Origin of the sequence: Parasphingomonas zepuensis (assembly GCF_036663735.1) — a bacterium.
Taxonomy (GTDB): domain Bacteria; phylum Pseudomonadota; class Alphaproteobacteria; order Sphingomonadales; family Sphingomonadaceae; genus Sphingomonas.
Genome location: NZ_JAXOJO010000003.1, coordinates 20,454 through 35,156 on the forward strand (window position 1 = coordinate 20,454; position 14,703 = coordinate 35,156).

Genomic DNA, 14,703 nt, shown 5'->3' on the forward strand with positions numbered 1-14,703 from the left:
GGCCCCGGGCTGCGCGCCCGGGGCCGGGGACGGCCTAGACCGTGACCTTGTCGAGCGTAGTCGTCTCGGGCTTGGGCAGGCCGGAAACCTTGTAGGTCGCGATCAGTTGCTCCTTGCGCTCGCGCAGCTGGTCGCCCAGCGCGTCCATGTCGAGCCCGGCACGCCGCGCCTGGGAGAACATGCCCTCCATGCGCATCTCCTCTTCCTCGACATGATGCTCGATCTGCTCGGAGAGCACCTTCACCTTCGCGTCGTAATATTCGTCCTCCGGGCTGCCCGCTTCGATCTCTGCGATCAGCACCTTTGCGCCGTCATGCTCGACATAGGCTTCCTTGAGCATGTCTTCCTCGATCTTGCCCTCGCAGGCCGGATAGAAGATTTCTTCCTCGATCTGCGCATGGACGGTGAGCTCGAGGCAGATCTGCATCGCGATCTTCTGCTTCTTCGCGGAGCCGCTTGCTCCCTCATACTGCTCGAACAGTTCTTCGACCGTGCGGTGGTCGGCCTTGAGCAAGGCAATCGCGTCCTGTTTGGTGTCGGCCATAAAATCCTCCTGTGTCTCGCGGTTTCAACCGCGTCGCAGGCGCTTCGTTCCGCACGTCGCATCTCTTGCGAGTCGTTTGCGGCGCGACTTGATTCAGATCAGCAGACCGCCACGCTATTGGCGTTCCGGCAAACGCGCGCGGACGGATCATGCTTTTTTCGCGTCGATCATCCTCAGGGATGATGGATCGTGTAACAGGGGCCACCTATTCTTTGGCTGGTCGCGGCGGGATGTCCCCGTTCGTGATGTCATCTTCCTTTCCCTGAGGACACACCGCCATGAGCACGATCACCACCAAGGACGGTACCGAGATTTTCTACAAGGATTGGGGCCCGCGCGATGCGCAGCCGATCGTGTTCCACCATGGCTGGCCGCTGTCCGCGGACGACTGGGATACGCAGATGCTGTTCTTCCTCGGCGAGGGCTACCGGGTCATAGCCCATGATCGCCGCGGGCACGGCAGGTCGAGCCAGACCTGGACCGGAAACGATATGGATACCTATTCCGACGACGTCGCCGAACTGACCGCAGCGCTGAATCTGAAGGATGCCGTCCATATCGGCCACTCCACCGGCGGCGGCGAAGTCGCCCGCTATCTCGGGCGTCACGGCACCTCGCGTGTCGCCAAGGCAGTGCTGGTGAGCGCGGTGCCGCCGGTCATGATCAAGAAGGAGTCCAATCCAGGCGGCACGCCGATCGAGGCGTTCGACGATCTGCGCCGCCAGCTCGCGGCAAACCGCGCGCAATTCTACAAGGACGTGCCTTTCCCTTTCTACGGCTATAACCGCGATGGCGCGACCGTCTCGCAAGGAGTGATGGATCGCTGGTGGTGGCAGGGCATGATGGGGTCGGCCCAGGCCCATTATGATTGCATCAAGGTGTTTTCAGAGACCGACTTCACGGAGGATCTGAAGAAGATCGATGTGCCCTGCCTGATCCTGCACGGCGACGACGATCAGATCGTGCCTTACAAGGATGCCGCTTTGCTCTCGGCCGAACTGGTCCAGAAGCCGACGCTCAAAATCTATCCGGGCTATCCCCACGGCATGCTGACGGTCCATGCCGATGTGCTCAACGCCGACCTGCTGGCGTTCATCAAGGCATGAGCGATTCAGCCGCCCTCATCGCCCGGCTGGGTCTCTCGCCCCATCCTGAGGGCGGCTGGTTTCGCGAAACCTTCCGCCAGCCCGCGCCCGGCGACACCGGCGAACGCGGGCTGGCGACTGCCATCCTGTTCCTGCTGGAGAAGGGCCAGCGATCGCACTGGCACCGCGTCGATGCGGCGGAGCTGTGGTTATGGCACGCTGGCAGCCCACTCGCGCTGCTGATCGATGACGGGATGCGGACCGAGCATCTGCTCGGCGGCGACGTGCTGGCCGGCCAGACGCCCCAGGCGATCGTGCCGGCCGATGCGTGGCAATCGGCCGAGGCGCAGCTTGGCTGGGCGCTCGTCAGCTGTGTCGTCACGCCCGCCTTCGACTTTGCCGGCTTCGAGCTGGCGCCCGAAGGCTGGTCGCCCGATTAGGGGTTCAGGCGGCCTCGACCGAGATCAGCGCTTCGGCATATTTCGCGTCGTTCGCATGGAACAGCGCGCTCGCCGGGAAGTCGCGTCCGGTCAGCTGCAGGTCGTTGAGACCGGCCAGCTTGAACGTGCCGATCTTCTCTTCCTTGGGCGGCTTGCCGTCCTTTTCGAGCGCGACGGCATCGATGAACAGGTCGCCGTGCCGCGTGTAGATCACATGCGGCGCGAGCGTCATGGTCACGCGGTTGTAGGTCGCGATCACGCAGCGCTTGCGCACGATCGCCTCGAAAATGGTCGGGACCTGGCCCTGCGGCTTGGCCTCGTCGCTCTCGGTCGGAAGTTTCATATGCCTTGCATACAGTAATATGCTGCATCGCAGCAAGAGGAGATCGACGAGTCGAGCATGGGGATTTTACGGAACCGCCGTTCGCCTCCGCCCGTTCGGGGCCGGCAACAACAAGGACAATCCAATGCCCGATACGCAGGAAATAACCGCCAAGTTCTGGAAATCGCTTCGTTCCGACATGACGCTGATGCTCGGACTCGACGGCGTCGAGGACGGCCATGCCCAGCCGATGACGGCCCAGTTGGATGGCGATGAAGATCGCGGCCCGATCTGGTTCTTCACGTCGAAGGAAGCGGATTTGACGAAGGAGCTGCGCCAGGGCCAGGGCAGCCGTGCGCTCGCCCATTTTGCATCCAAGGGCCACGACCTGTTCGCCAGCATCCACGGCACCCTATCGCTCGACGATGATCGCGCGACGATCGATCGCCTGTGGAACCCGTTCGTCGCGGCCTGGTTCGAAGGCGGCAAGGACGATCCGAAGCTCCAGCTGCTACGCCTCGATACCGAACGTGCGCAGATCTGGCTCAACGGGTCCAGCCTGCTCGCCGGGGTGAAGATGCTGCTCGGGGTCGATCCCAAGCGGGACTATAAGGACAAGGTCGCCGAGGTCTCGCTCGGCTGATCGCGTCCGATGATTGACCGGCGGGAGGCAGGGTATATGCGGCCGTGATGACCGACGGCCTGCCCACCCCCCGCCGCTTTGCCGCGATCGGCGCCCTCTCCTGCGGCACGGCGCTGATCATCATTGATGGCGCCATCGCCACCGTCGCGCTTCCGACGATTGCCCGCGATCTCGGGGTCGACAGCGCGTCGGTGGTGTCGGTCGTCACGGTCTATCAGCTCATCCTGGTGATGATGCTCCTGCCCTTTGCCGCGCTCGGCGATCGCATCGGGCTGAAGCGGATGTACCAATATGGCCAGCTGATCTTCACCGTCGCGACGCTGCTGTGCTTCTTCGCCAACAGCCTGCCCTTCCTGCTGATCGTCCGCGCAGTGCAGGCGCTCGGCGCGGCGGCGGCGCTCAGCGTCTCCTCGGCGCTGATTCGCTCGACCTATCCGTCCACGCAACTCGGCCGCGGGCTCGGCATCAACTCGGTCGTCGTCTCCAGCGGCGCCGCGGCCGCGCCGACGATCGGCGGCCTGGTGCTGGCGATCGCGCCCTGGCCCTGGGTCTTCGCCAGCGCAGTACCTTTCGCGATCGCCTCGCTGTTTCTCGGCCGGGCACTACCCGATCCGCAACCGCGAACCGAGCCGTTCGACATCTTCGGCGCCGTCCTGTGTGCCACGATGTTCGGCCTGGTGATCGGCGGACTCGAAAGCGGCGTGCACGGCGACAGCCCGGTCGTATCGGGCGCGATCGTGCTGATCGGCGCGGCGGTGGGTGTCTATTTCGTGCGGCGCGAACGGCATGAAACGAAGCCGATCCTGCCGATCGACCTGCTCGCCCGGCCAGTGCTCGCGCTGTCCGCGATCGGCGGCTTCACTGCCTTCGTCGCCTCGATGACCTTGCTCATCTCGACGCCCTTCCGGCTTCAGCACGCCTATGGCTTCTCGCCCGCCGAAGTCGGCGCGATGATTGCGCCGTGGCCACTCACCAACATGATCGTGGCGCCGCTCGCCGGCTGGCTGTCGGATCGCATCCCGGCCGGTATCATGGGCGGGATCGGCATGGCGATCTCGATCGTCGCGCTGCTCCTGCTCGCCAATCTGCCGCCCGATCCGACCTGGTTCGACGTGGCCTGGCGCATGGCGTTGTGCGGATCGGGCTTCGGCACCTTCCTGCCGCCCAATGCGCGCCTGATCATCGGGTCAGCCCCGCAGGAACGCGCGGCCGCGGCTGGCGGCCTCGTCTCGACGGTCCGCCTGATCGGCCAGACGACAGGCGCCACGCTCGTCGCGGCGCTGCTCGCAATGGGTATCGGTGGCGGCACGGTGCCGCCGCTCGTCGCCGCCAGCCTTGCCTTAATCGCCGGCCTGTGCAGCCTGGCGCGGCTGCGTCCCTCGCTGCGCAATCCGCGGCCCGACGAGACCGTCGACGTGCAGCCGGCAAGCCCGGTGCGTTAGAACACCGCCTTGCCGTCGCCGCCGATCATCGCCTTGCGCACCAGCGGGATCGGCGGGCCGCCATAGCTCAGGAACTGGTCGTGGAACGCCTTCCACGCCTGTCGCCCGCCGCGCGTCGCGGTCCAGTCGTCGCGCAGCTTGCGGATCAGAAGCTTGCCCATCGTGTAGTTGAGATAGGCGGGATCATAGGTGCCGCGCGCCGATTGCTGCTTCGCATTGCCCTCATCCTGATAGCATTGCTCGACGAACATCTTGCGCGACTGCTCCTGAGTCATGCCGCGCGCATGCAGGCCGATCGCCGAGAGATAGCGGCAGTTGCGCAGCAGTGCATTGGACAGCTGGCCGACATGAGTCTCGGGATCGCCGTCATGCAGCCCGGCATCCCACATCATCTCCTCAGCATAATGCGCCCAGCCCTCGGCATAGGCATAGCCGACGAACAACCGCCCGAAGAGCGACGGCGATGCGTTGGCATGGCGGAACTGCAGGAAATGCCCCGGCATCACTTCGTGGACCGAAGTGAACAACAGGTCCATCTTGCCCGGAACGAACGCCGCCTGCTCCGCCGCCGGCCAGGCGGGGTCGGGCGGCGAGATGTAATAGACTGACGGGATGCCCTTCTCGAACGGCCCGGGCGGATCGATATAGGCCGAATTCTGCCGGTTATAGGGCGGGCTCTCCTCGACCAGCGCCTGTTCCTTGTCGGGGATCGAGACGATATCCTTGGCGATCACGAACGCCTTGAGCTCAGGGATTTGCCGCCGCGCTTCGGCCACGGGTCCGCCTTCCGGCTTGTTCGCGTTCATCTTCGCCATGCAGGCGGGGATCGTCGCGCCGGGCGCATATTGCGCGCAGGCAGCCGCCAGCGCGTCCTGATTGCGCTTGAGGTCCGCCTTGCCCGCTGCCTCGAGCTGATCGAGCGGCACGTCGACGCCTTCGGTCATCTTGATCATCTGGGAGAATTTGACCGGCCCCAGCGCAAAATCCTGGGTCGCGGTGGCCCGCTGACTGTCGAGCCAGCTGCCCAGATCGCGCATCGCCTTGGAGGCAGCGCCGGCCGCCTCGTCGAACTGCTTCTGCAGCGCCGGGTCAGCGACACTTGCAAACGCCTTCTTCGCGTCGCCAGTGTAATAATCGGCAAAGCCGTTGAACCCGGCGACGCCATAATTGACGAAGCTGAGCGGCATCGGGGTCGCAAGATTGGTGCGGATGTTCGCTGCGGCTGTCGGGATCTTCCGCAGAAAGGCGATCATCGCCTTCATCCGCGTCGGCGCATCGGCATAGTTGCGCGCGATATAGACGTTGGGATCGAGCCCGGCGCCGATATACCAGGCGGGATTGCGATGCGGCTGGTCGGCTTCGGTCAGCCAGAACAGTTTGCCTTCGGCGACCTGCACGAGATAGTCGCGCTCGAACGCGTCCTGCTTGCTCAGCTTGGCGACATCGAAGGCGGAGGCCTTGATGATCGAGGCGCGCAGGAAATCGGCCTGCCGCTTCAGCCCTGCCTCGCTCCAGTCGCCAAGACCGCCGTCGAAATCATGCCGCCCCTGGTAGACTGCGTTCGCCGGATCCAGCTTGAACCAGCCTTCGATAAAGGCATCGCGGAAGGCGACCCAGTCACTGGTCGGCAGCGCCAGTTCGGTGTCGTTCGATATCGGCTTCTTCGCCGGCCCGCACGCCCCGAGCGCCAGCACGGCGATTCCGGCAAGCAATATCCCGCGCATATCCGCTCCTTCGATTCGTTGTCCCGGGAATGCTGGCAGCTTGGGGCGCCGTGCGCCACCCCGACCTATCGGCGGGCTATTTGCCGAGCTCTACGATCACGTCGTCGGGATGCACCACATTCAGCTTCCGGCGCGCCAGCTCGTCGACCATGTCGGGATCGGCATGGCGTGGATCGAGCAGCGCGACACGGTTCTTCAACTCGGCCCGCTGCTTTTCCAACACGACGAGATCGCCCTGCCGCTTCACCAGCTGGCGCTTGATGTCGCCATAAGCGAGCGCGCCGTTCGGCCCCAGGATCGCATAGCCGCCGAAGAACGCGCCCACGATCAGCAGCGCGGCCGGCGGACCGGCACGACGCAGCATGGTGCGGAAGGTGGAACGCTTTGCCATTCCACGATTCTCGCAGGTCGCGACTCGTGGATCAAGCGGGAATTTTAACCTTGTCTCGCCCTATTTCGAGCGCAACACCGAGCGCCCCGCATAAACTGCCGCCTCGTCCAGCTCCTCCTCGATCCGGATGAGCTGATTGTACTTGGCGAGCCGGTCGGAGCGCGCCAGGCTGCCGGTCTTGATCTGCCCGCAATTGGTCGCGACCGCGAGGTCGGCGATCGTCGCATCCTCGGTCTCACCCGAGCGATGCGACATGACCGCGGTATAGCCAGCGCGCTGTGCCATGGAGACCGCCTCGAGCGTCTCGGTCAGCGTGCCGATCTGATTGACCTTCACCAGCAGCGAATTGGCCAGGCCATCCTTGATGCCCTGCTTCAGCCGCTTCGGATTGGTCACGAAAAGATCGTCGCCGACCAGCTGGACCTTGTCGCCGATCAGATCGGTCAGTGCCTTCCAGCCTTCGAAATCGTCCTCGGCCATGCCGTCCTCGATCGAGAAGATCGGATAGCGGCGCGTCAGATCTGCGAGATATTCCGCCATCTCGTGGCTGGACAGGATCTTGCCCTCGCCGGAGATGTCGTATTTGCCGTTCTTGAAGAACTCGGTCGCGGCGCAATCCAGCGCCAGCATCACGTCGTCGCCGGGCCGGTAACCCGCCTTCTCGATCGAGCTCATGATGAAATCGAGCGCATCGGTCGTCGAGGCGATGTTGGGGGCGAAACCGCCCTCGTCGCCGACCGATGTCGCCAGGCCCTTGTCGTGCAGGCCCTTCTTCAGCGTGTGGAAGATCTCCGAGCCGCAGCGCACTGCCTCGACGATCGAGTCGGCGCCGACCGGCACGATCATGAATTCCTGAAAGTCGATCGGATTGTCGGCATGCTCGCCGCCATTGATGATGTTCATCATCGGTACCGGCAGCACGTGCGAGGAAACGCCCCCGACATAGCGATACAGCGGCAGGCCGCGCGCATCCGCCGCCGCCTTGGCCACTGCGAGGCTGACGCCGAGAATCGCGTTCGCGCCCAGCCGGCCCTTGTTCTCGGTGCCGTCGAGCTCGATCATCACCCGGTCGACATCGGCCTGATCCTCGGCTTCGAGGCCGAGCACCGCGTCGGCGATCTCCGTGTTGACCGCCTCGACGGCCTGCTCGACGCCCTTGCCGAGCCAGCGGCTCTTGTCCCCGTCGCGCTTCTCGACCGCCTCGTGCGCGCCGGTCGATGCGCCGGAGGGTACGGCGGCGCGGCCGAACGATCCGTCATCCAGCAGCACATCGACCTCCACGGTGGGATTGCCCCGGCTGTCGAGGATCTGCCGGGCGTGGATGTCGATGATTGCGGTCACGGAACGATCCTTCTAACTGTTGGGATAAATGCGGATGCTGGCGCGAGCCTCTATCGGCTAACACCAGCGGCGGCAATTCGTCTCTGGCATGGAACCGGGACAGGTGCTGACCGGTTGAATGTTCACAAGCGAGAAGAGGGCGACAGCATGGCCGACGACACTCCCAAGGCTCCCCGACCCGCAAAGCCGGTCAAGCAGGCCGCAACGTCTGCGACACCGCGCAAGGCAGCTGCCGCCCCCAAGGCCTCGCCTGCCGCCAACACCCCAAAACCGGCCAAGCCGAAGAAAGGCCCGACCGTGGACACCACGCAAGACACCGCCACCCCACGCTTCAAGGCCGAAACCAAGGCCGCGACCCAGACGCTGAAGGACAGCGCCTCCAAGCTCACCAAGGATGCCGGCGACAAGGCCCGTGCCTATGCCGAGGATGGCAAGGCTCGTGCCGGCGGCGTGCTCGACGAGTTGGCAAAGATGATGACCGAAGCCGCCGGTACCGTCGATGAGAAGGTCGGCCCGCAATATGGCCAATATGCGCGCAACGCCGCCGATGCGGTCTCGGGCTTTTCGGAATCGATCAAGCAGAAGAATCTCGACGATCTGATCGACGATGCCCGCGGCTTCGTGAAGAAGAGCCCTGCCGTCGCCATCGGCACCGCCGCCGCGATCGGCTTCGTGCTGGTGCGGCTGATCAAGTCGGGCCTCGACGCGGCCGACCGCGACGACGCCTGATCCAACAGGCACCGGGGGGAACATGGCAGAGCAACCGCCGGAAGAGCATGACAGCAGCATCGCAGCGCTGTTTGCGCGCCTGATCGACGATGCCGAGCGCTTCGTGCGAGCGGAGGTGCGGCTGTATCGTGCCCAGTTCCTCAGTCGTGTCGGCGAGGCGCGTAGCGCGATCATCCTCGTCGTCTTGGCGCTGTTGCTCGCGCAATCGGCGATGATCGCCACGGTGCTCGGGCTGTTGCTGATCCTGCGGCGGCCGCTTGGCGAGGTGGGAGCGACCATCCTCGTCGTGGTCGTCTCGCTCGGCATTGCCGCGCTGCTGGTGCGCGCCGCGCTCGGCAAGGTACGGCGGATCACTGACTTCAAGGACAAGCCCTGATGAGCGGCGACGAGAATTTGGCAGGCGTGATCGACGATGCCGCCGATCTCGTCCTGGCACGTAGCCGTGCCGAGGCGGCTCGGGCACGGCTGACGGGAACGCTCGTCGAAATCCAGGCCCGGCTCAACCCCAAGGCGCTTGCGCGCGAGGCGATGGGGGAGTTGAAGGAAGCCGCCCAGGACCTCGCGCGTGGCGGCGTGGCTGAACTCAAGCGTCATCCGGTCACGCTGGCCAGCGGGGCGGCGGCGATCGCCCTGTTACTGGCGCGGGGACCGATCCGGCGGCTCATCGAGGGCTCCCGCGATGAAACTCCACAGCCGTCCAAGAGTTTGAAACCCAAACGGGCGTCTGCCCGACGGAAAGGACCATCCACATGAACGCCCCGTCAAACGTCACTCCGGCTCCAACCAACGATGCCGAGCCAGCGCGTTCCGGCCCCCGCGCGAAAGCCGAACAGGCGCTCGACGCGACGCGCGACACGGCCCGTGAGGCCGCCCGCCGCACCGCCCAGGGCATCGAGGCCAATCCGCTCGCCGTGCTCGTCGGCGGCGTCGCGCTCGGCGTGCTGGCCGGCGCGATCATCCCGCGCACGGAGCAGGAAGGTAAGCTGCTCGGTCCGGTCGGCAAGCGCCTGACCGACACCGCCGCCGGTGCCGCACAAGCGGCGAAGGAAGCCGGCAAGGCTGAACTCGACGCGCTTGGCCTCAACAAGGCCGCGGCGCGCGATCAGGTGGGCAAACTGCTCGATGGTGTGGTCAAGGCGCTTTCAAGTGCCGGATCTGCCGCTGCGAGCAAGGCATCGAGCAAATAACAAAAAGCGCGTCCGGCGGTTCACCTCATCGGCATCACGCTCTAAGGAAAGGGCGACTCCTCCCTTCGGAAGCCCGATCCATGAGCAAGCTCCACCTGGTCTTCGGCGGTCGCGTCAGCGATCCCCGCCATCTTGACTTCGACGATCTCGACTCGATCGAGATCGTCGGGGTGTTCCCCGATTATGCCAGCGCCGAAAAGGCCTGGCGCGCGGCCGCGCAGCGCACCGTCGACGATGCCTCGATGAAGTTCGTGGTGGTGCATCTCCACCGCCTCCTACAGCCAGACCTGGTCGATCCCCCCAAGGCCTGATCCAGCTGGGCCGCTTCAGGCCTTGCGGTAGTTCCACGCAAGCAGCGGCCTGGCAAGCGCAACGCCCGCGATGAGCCCGCCGATCGGTTCGACGATCGTTACCGAGACGGCGAAGCTCTGCGCGACAATCGCGAAGGCGATCTGGATCGCCATCCAGATTCCGGCAAGGATGGCGACCTGAGTCAGCCGGTTATGGTGCCGGGCGATCGGGATGGCGCTCGGCACGCCGTACAGCATGAAATAAGCCCCGATCACCGCGAATACAGACGCGTCCAGCCCGGCGCTGGGGATCGGCGAGCCCGGCGTCAGGATCAGCCGCGCAAGCGAACCCCCATAGGCACCGGCGACGAACACGACGCCAAGCCCGACAGGTCCAATCGCCTTTTCGACATAACGGCCGGCGATCAGCAGGAAGACCAGGTTGAAGATCGCGGAGATGACATCACGTGCGATGAAGGCCGACGCGAGCGGCGACAGCCAGGAGCGCACCGGTTCGGCGCTCCAGCCGCCGGCCAGGAAGTCCAGCGGCGTGAAGCCGAACTCGAGCGCGGCCATTTCCAACCCGATCGCGGCGGCGATGAACAACGCAGCAAAGACCGACAGCGCAACCAGCGCGTCGGTGAAGCGGCCCCGCGGAAGATTGATTCCGTTCAGATGAATTCGATCTTCGAAACGACGTAATAGCGGTCGCCCGACGGCACCGTCACCTCGACTTCGTCATCGACCTTGCGCCCGATGAGCGCGCGGCCGAGCGGCGAATTGTACGAGATGCGCCCGCCCTTGGCGTCAGCCTCGGTCTGGCCGACGATCTGATACCGGATCGGCTTGTCATCCTCGTCGAGCAGCGTGACGGTCGCGCCGAACACGACCTTGTCGCCCGACAGATCGCGCGGATCGATCACTTGCGCGCGCGACAGCTTGTCCTCGATATCGGAAATCGAGGCCTCGATCTGGCCCTGCCGCTCCTTGGCGGCGTGATATTCCGCGTTTTCGGAAAGGTCGCCATGTGCCCGCGCTTCCTCGATCGCGTCTACGATGGTCGGCCGTTCCGCCTTCAGGCGCTTCAGGTCCGCATTGAGCTTCTCATAGCCCTCCTGCAGCATCGGCATCTTGTCGACGGTCGCCATCCCTTTAGGTCCTTCGTCAAAAATTCTTATTCAAGCCGGCCCCTTAAGGACCCGCCCGCACCTCGTTCTCATGTCGGGAGTTAATTGTGCGAGTGCGAATAATAGGATTGCAGGGGTCGTACTTCAAGGCTGCGTGTCGCAAGAGCGACGATCGCCTGCGCCGCAGCGACGCTGGCGGGCGCCGTGGTGAAGTATGGAATCTTCTGCCGCAACGCGCTGGCGCGGATCGGCTGAGAGTCCTTCAGCGACTGCCAGCCCTCCGTGGTGTTGAAGATCAGGTCGATCCCGCCGTCCATGATCCGGTCGACGATATGCGGCCGGCCCTGCGCCACCTTGTTGACTCGCTCGACCAGCACGCCGTGGTCGCTGAGATAATCCGCGGTTCCGCCGGTCGCGACGATGGCGAAGCCATTCTCGGCGAGCAGCTTCACGCCCGGCAGCACGACCGGCTTGTCGCCGTCCTTCACGCTGACGAACAGCGTGCCGGTCTTCGGCAGCGCATTGCCGGCGCCAAGCTGCGACTTCGCAAAGGCCATGACGAAATCGCTGTCGATGCCCATCACTTCGCCGGTCGACTTCATCTCGGGCGAGAGCACGGGATCGACGCCGGGGAAGCGATTGAAGGGGAATACGGCTTCCTTCACCGCCACATAGTCGATCGCCCGGTCGATCTTCGGCAGGTCGGCAAGCTTCTCCCCGGCCATCACCCGCGCCGCGATCTTGGCGACGGGTGCGCCGATCGCCTTGGCGACGAACGGCACGGTGCGGCTGGCGCGCGGATTGACTTCGATGAGATAGACCAGGCCGTCCTTCACAGCGAACTGGATGTTCATCAGCCCGACCACCGACAGCGCCTTGGCCAGCGCCGCGGTCTGGCGCTCGATCTCGGCGATGATCTCGTCGGACAGGCTGTAGGGCGGGATCGAGCAGGCACTGTCGCCGGAATGCACGCCGGCTTCCTCGATGTGCTGCAGCACCCCTGCCACTGTCACGTCGGTGCCGTCGGAGATCGCATCGACATCGACTTCGATCGCATCGCGCAGATACTGGTCGATCAGCACAGGCGAGGTGCCCGAAACCTTCACCGCCGTCTGGATATAATCGTCGAGCTGCGCCGGCCCGTCGACGATCTCCATCGCGCGGCCGCCGAGCACATAGCTCGGGCGCATCAGCACCGGATAGCCGATGCGCTCGGCCACCGCGATCGCCTCGTCGCGGCTGCGCGCGATGCCGTTGGCCGGCTGGAGCAGGCCCAGCTTGGTGATCAGTGCGGCGAAGCGCTCACGGTCTTCGGCCAGATCGATCGCGTCCGGGCTGGTGCCGAGGATCGGGATGCCCGCCTGCTCGAGCGCGTTGGCGAGATTGAGCGGAGTCTGGCCGCCGAACTGGACGATCACGCCGACCAAAGTGCCGCGGGATTTCTCGACATGCAGGATTTCCAGCACGTCCTCGGCGGTCAGCGGCTCGAAATAGAGCCGGTCCGATGTGTCATAGTCAGTCGACACCGTTTCCGGATTGCAGTTGACCATGATCGTCTCATAGCCGGCCTCGGCCAGCGCGAAGCAGGCATGGCAGCAGCAATAATCGAACTCGATCCCCTGCCCGATCCGGTTCGGTCCGCCACCCAGGATGACGATCTTCTTCCGCTCGGTCGGATCGCTTTCGCATTCCGGCTCGCCGAAGCTCGGCGCCTCATAGGACGAATACATATAGGGCGTCTTCGCCTCGAACTCGGCGGCGCAGGTGTCGATCCGCTTGAAGACGGGGCGCACGCCGAGCTTGTGGCGCAGCGCGCGCACTTCGTCCTCGGTCACGCCGCCGGTCATCGCGACCACCGTATCGTGGATCAGCCCCGAACCCCGGGCGATGCTGCGATCCATCCCGCCGTGCAGATTGGCCGATTTGAGCGCGAGCCAGGCAAGCCGCTTGTCGCTGAAGCCCATCGCCTTGAGCCGCCGCATGCCGGCTGCGTCGCGCGGCAGGCCGCCGCGGCACACCTCCTCCTCGGCTTCGATGATTTCAGCGATCCGCTCGAGGAACCAGGGATCGTAGAAAGTGATCGCGTGGATCTCGGCGACAGTGAAGCCTTCGCGCAATGCCTGCGCCGCGACCAGCAACCGGTCCGGCGTGGCGCGCGCCAGCGCCGCGGCAATCGCCTCGCGCGGCGCGCCGACCAGCGCATCGACCTGGTTGAAGCCGCTCAGGCCCGTTTCCAGGCCGCGCAGGGCCTTCTGCATCGATTCATGGATGTTGCGGCCGATCGCCATCACTTCGCCGACCGATTTCATCGCAGTCGACAGGATCGGCTCGGCGCCCTTGAATTTCTCGAAGGCGAAGCGCGGGATCTTGGTGACGACATAGTCGATCGTCGGCTCGAACGAAGCCGGCGTCGCGCCAGTGATGTCGTTGATGATCTCGTCGAGCGTGTAACCGACCGCCAGCTTGGCGGCGACCTTGGCGATCGGAAAGCCGGTCGCCTTGGAGGCGAGCGCGGACGAGCGCGACACGCGCGGGTTCATCTCGATCACGACCAGACGGCCGTCCTTCGGATTCACCGCAAACTGGACGTTGGAGCCGCCGGTCTCGACGCCGATCTCACGCAGCACCGCGATGCTGGCGTTGCGCATGATCTGATATTCCTTGTCGGTCAGCGTCAGCGCTGGCGCGACAGTAATGGAATCGCCCGTGTGGACGCCCATCGGATCGATATTCTCGATCGAGCAGATGATAATGCAATTGTCGTTGCGGTCGCGCACGACCTCCATCTCATATTCTTTCCACCCGAGCACCGATTCCTCGATCAGCACTTCAGTGGTCGGCGAGGCATCGAGCCCGCCGCGGACGATATTCTCGAATTCCTGGCGGTTATAGGCGATGCCGCCGCCGGAGCCGCCCATGGTGAAGCTGGGGCGGATGATCGTCGGCAGGCCGACATGCTCGAGCGCGGCGAACGCTTCGTCCATGCTGTGCGCGATCCGCGAGCGCGGGCTTTCCAGCCCGATCTTGTCCATCGCGTCGCGGAACTTCAGCCGGTCCTCGGCCTTGTCGATCGCCTCGGCATCGGCGCCGATCATCTGCACGCCGTATTTTTCCAGCGTGCCGTCATTGAACAGCGCCAGCGCGGTGTTGAGCGCGGTCTGGCCGCCCATCGTCGGCAGCACCGCGTCGGGGCGCTCCTTGGCGATGATCTTGGCGACCACCTCGGGCGTGATCGGCTCGACATAGGTCGCGTCGGCCAGTTCGGGATCCGTCATGATCGTCGCCGGGTTCGAATTGACCAGGACGATGCGATAGCCTTCCTCGCGCAGCGCCTTGATCGCCTGCGTGCCGGAATAATCGAACTCGCAGGCCTGGCCGATGACGATCGGGCCGGCGCCGATGACGAGGATCGAGGAGATGTCGGTGCGTTTTGGCATT

Annotated in this window: 17 protein-coding genes; 9 read left to right on the forward strand and 8 right to left on the reverse strand. The window is 64.7% G+C overall.

Going from position 1 to position 14,703, the window contains the following annotated elements; genetic code table 11:
* Positions 1-34: 34 nt before the first annotated feature.
* Entirely contained in the window at positions 35-544 is a 510-nt protein-coding gene (locus tag U1769_RS11440) for a hemerythrin domain-containing protein (protein ID WP_332715858.1), read from the reverse strand.
* A gap of 278 nt (positions 545-822) precedes the next feature.
* Here U1769_RS11440 and U1769_RS11445 point away from each other — a divergent pair, with 278 nt between their 5' ends.
* The gene (locus U1769_RS11445; protein WP_332715860.1) at positions 823-1,650 is read left to right on the forward strand and encodes an alpha/beta fold hydrolase; all 828 of its coding nucleotides are present in this window, start codon (positions 823-825) and stop codon (positions 1,648-1,650) included.
* Positions 1,647-2,069, forward strand: coding sequence for a cupin domain-containing protein (locus U1769_RS11450; RefSeq protein WP_332715862.1), 423 nt, complete (start codon positions 1,647-1,649; stop codon positions 2,067-2,069). Before U1769_RS11445 ends, U1769_RS11450 begins: the two co-directional genes overlap by 4 nt.
* A gap of 4 nt (positions 2,070-2,073) precedes the next feature.
* Here U1769_RS11450 and U1769_RS11455 read toward each other — a convergent pair whose 3' ends face one another.
* Positions 2,074-2,412, reverse strand: coding sequence for a hypothetical protein (locus tag U1769_RS11455; RefSeq protein WP_332715864.1), 339 nt, complete (start codon positions 2,410-2,412; stop codon positions 2,074-2,076).
* 124 nt (positions 2,413-2,536) lie between these two features.
* Between U1769_RS11455 and U1769_RS11460 the strand changes: the two genes are divergently transcribed.
* Both U1769_RS11460 and U1769_RS11465 read left to right on the forward strand, forming a co-directional pair.
* Entirely contained in the window at positions 2,537-3,034 is a 498-nt protein-coding gene (locus U1769_RS11460; protein WP_332715866.1) for a pyridoxamine 5'-phosphate oxidase family protein, read from the forward strand.
* 47 nt (positions 3,035-3,081) lie between these two features.
* The gene (locus U1769_RS11465) at positions 3,082-4,476 is read left to right on the forward strand and encodes an MFS transporter (protein ID WP_332715868.1); all 1,395 of its coding nucleotides are present in this window, start codon (positions 3,082-3,084) and stop codon (positions 4,474-4,476) included.
* On the opposite strand, the gene U1769_RS11470 is transcribed toward U1769_RS11465, so the two are convergent.
* From U1769_RS11470 to eno, 3 genes are all read right to left on the reverse strand, one after another.
* Positions 4,473-6,200 (reverse strand): DUF885 domain-containing protein, encoded by a 1,728-nt coding sequence (locus tag U1769_RS11470; protein ID WP_332715870.1) that lies wholly within the window; start codon positions 6,198-6,200, stop codon positions 4,473-4,475. The genes U1769_RS11465 and U1769_RS11470 overlap by 4 nt on opposite strands.
* Positions 6,201-6,276: 76 nt before the next feature.
* Positions 6,277-6,591 carry an FtsB family cell division protein gene (locus U1769_RS11475; protein WP_332715871.1) on the reverse strand — a complete coding sequence of 105 codons (315 nt, stop codon included), beginning with the start codon at positions 6,589-6,591 and terminating at the stop codon, positions 6,277-6,279.
* 60 nt (positions 6,592-6,651) lie between these two features.
* Positions 6,652-7,932 (reverse strand): phosphopyruvate hydratase, encoded by a 1,281-nt coding sequence (gene eno / locus U1769_RS11480; RefSeq protein WP_332715872.1) that lies wholly within the window; start codon positions 7,930-7,932, stop codon positions 6,652-6,654.
* A 147-nt stretch (positions 7,933-8,079) separates the two neighbouring features.
* Here eno and U1769_RS11485 point away from each other — a divergent pair, with 147 nt between their 5' ends.
* The 5 genes from U1769_RS11485 to U1769_RS11505 all read left to right on the forward strand — a co-directional run bounded on the left by U1769_RS11485 (position 8,080) and on the right by U1769_RS11505 (position 10,159).
* Entirely contained in the window at positions 8,080-8,661 is a 582-nt protein-coding gene (locus tag U1769_RS11485) for a hypothetical protein (protein ID WP_332715874.1), read from the forward strand.
* A gap of 22 nt (positions 8,662-8,683) precedes the next feature.
* Entirely contained in the window at positions 8,684-9,037 is a 354-nt protein-coding gene (locus U1769_RS11490) for a phage holin family protein (RefSeq protein WP_332715875.1), read from the forward strand.
* The gene (locus U1769_RS11495; RefSeq protein WP_332715877.1) at positions 9,037-9,414 is read left to right on the forward strand and encodes a DUF3618 domain-containing protein; all 378 of its coding nucleotides are present in this window, start codon (positions 9,037-9,039) and stop codon (positions 9,412-9,414) included. Before U1769_RS11490 ends, U1769_RS11495 begins: the two co-directional genes overlap by 1 nt.
* Positions 9,411-9,848 carry a hypothetical protein gene (locus tag U1769_RS11500; protein WP_332715879.1) on the forward strand — a complete coding sequence of 146 codons (438 nt, stop codon included), beginning with the start codon at positions 9,411-9,413 and terminating at the stop codon, positions 9,846-9,848. The genes U1769_RS11495 and U1769_RS11500 overlap by 4 nt, the downstream gene beginning before the upstream one ends.
* An 80-nt stretch (positions 9,849-9,928) precedes the next feature.
* Positions 9,929-10,159, forward strand: coding sequence for a DUF4170 domain-containing protein (locus U1769_RS11505; protein WP_332715881.1), 231 nt, complete (start codon positions 9,929-9,931; stop codon positions 10,157-10,159).
* 15 nt (positions 10,160-10,174) lie between these two features.
* Here the strand turns inward: U1769_RS11505 and U1769_RS11510 are convergent, their stop codons facing one another.
* The 3 genes from U1769_RS11510 to carB all read right to left on the reverse strand — a co-directional run bounded on the left by U1769_RS11510 (position 10,175) and on the right by carB (position 14,702).
* Positions 10,175-10,714, reverse strand: coding sequence for a rhomboid family intramembrane serine protease (locus U1769_RS11510; RefSeq protein WP_332715883.1), 540 nt, complete (start codon positions 10,712-10,714; stop codon positions 10,175-10,177).
* Positions 10,715-10,809: 95 nt separating this feature from the next.
* Positions 10,810-11,286 (reverse strand): transcription elongation factor GreA, encoded by a 477-nt coding sequence (gene greA / locus U1769_RS11515; protein WP_332715884.1) that lies wholly within the window; start codon positions 11,284-11,286, stop codon positions 10,810-10,812.
* A gap of 80 nt (positions 11,287-11,366) precedes the next feature.
* Positions 11,367-14,702, reverse strand: a complete 3,336-nt coding sequence (carB, locus tag U1769_RS11520) for a carbamoyl-phosphate synthase large subunit (RefSeq protein WP_332715886.1) — start codon at positions 14,700-14,702, stop codon at positions 11,367-11,369.
* Position 14,703 lies beyond the last annotated feature (1 nt).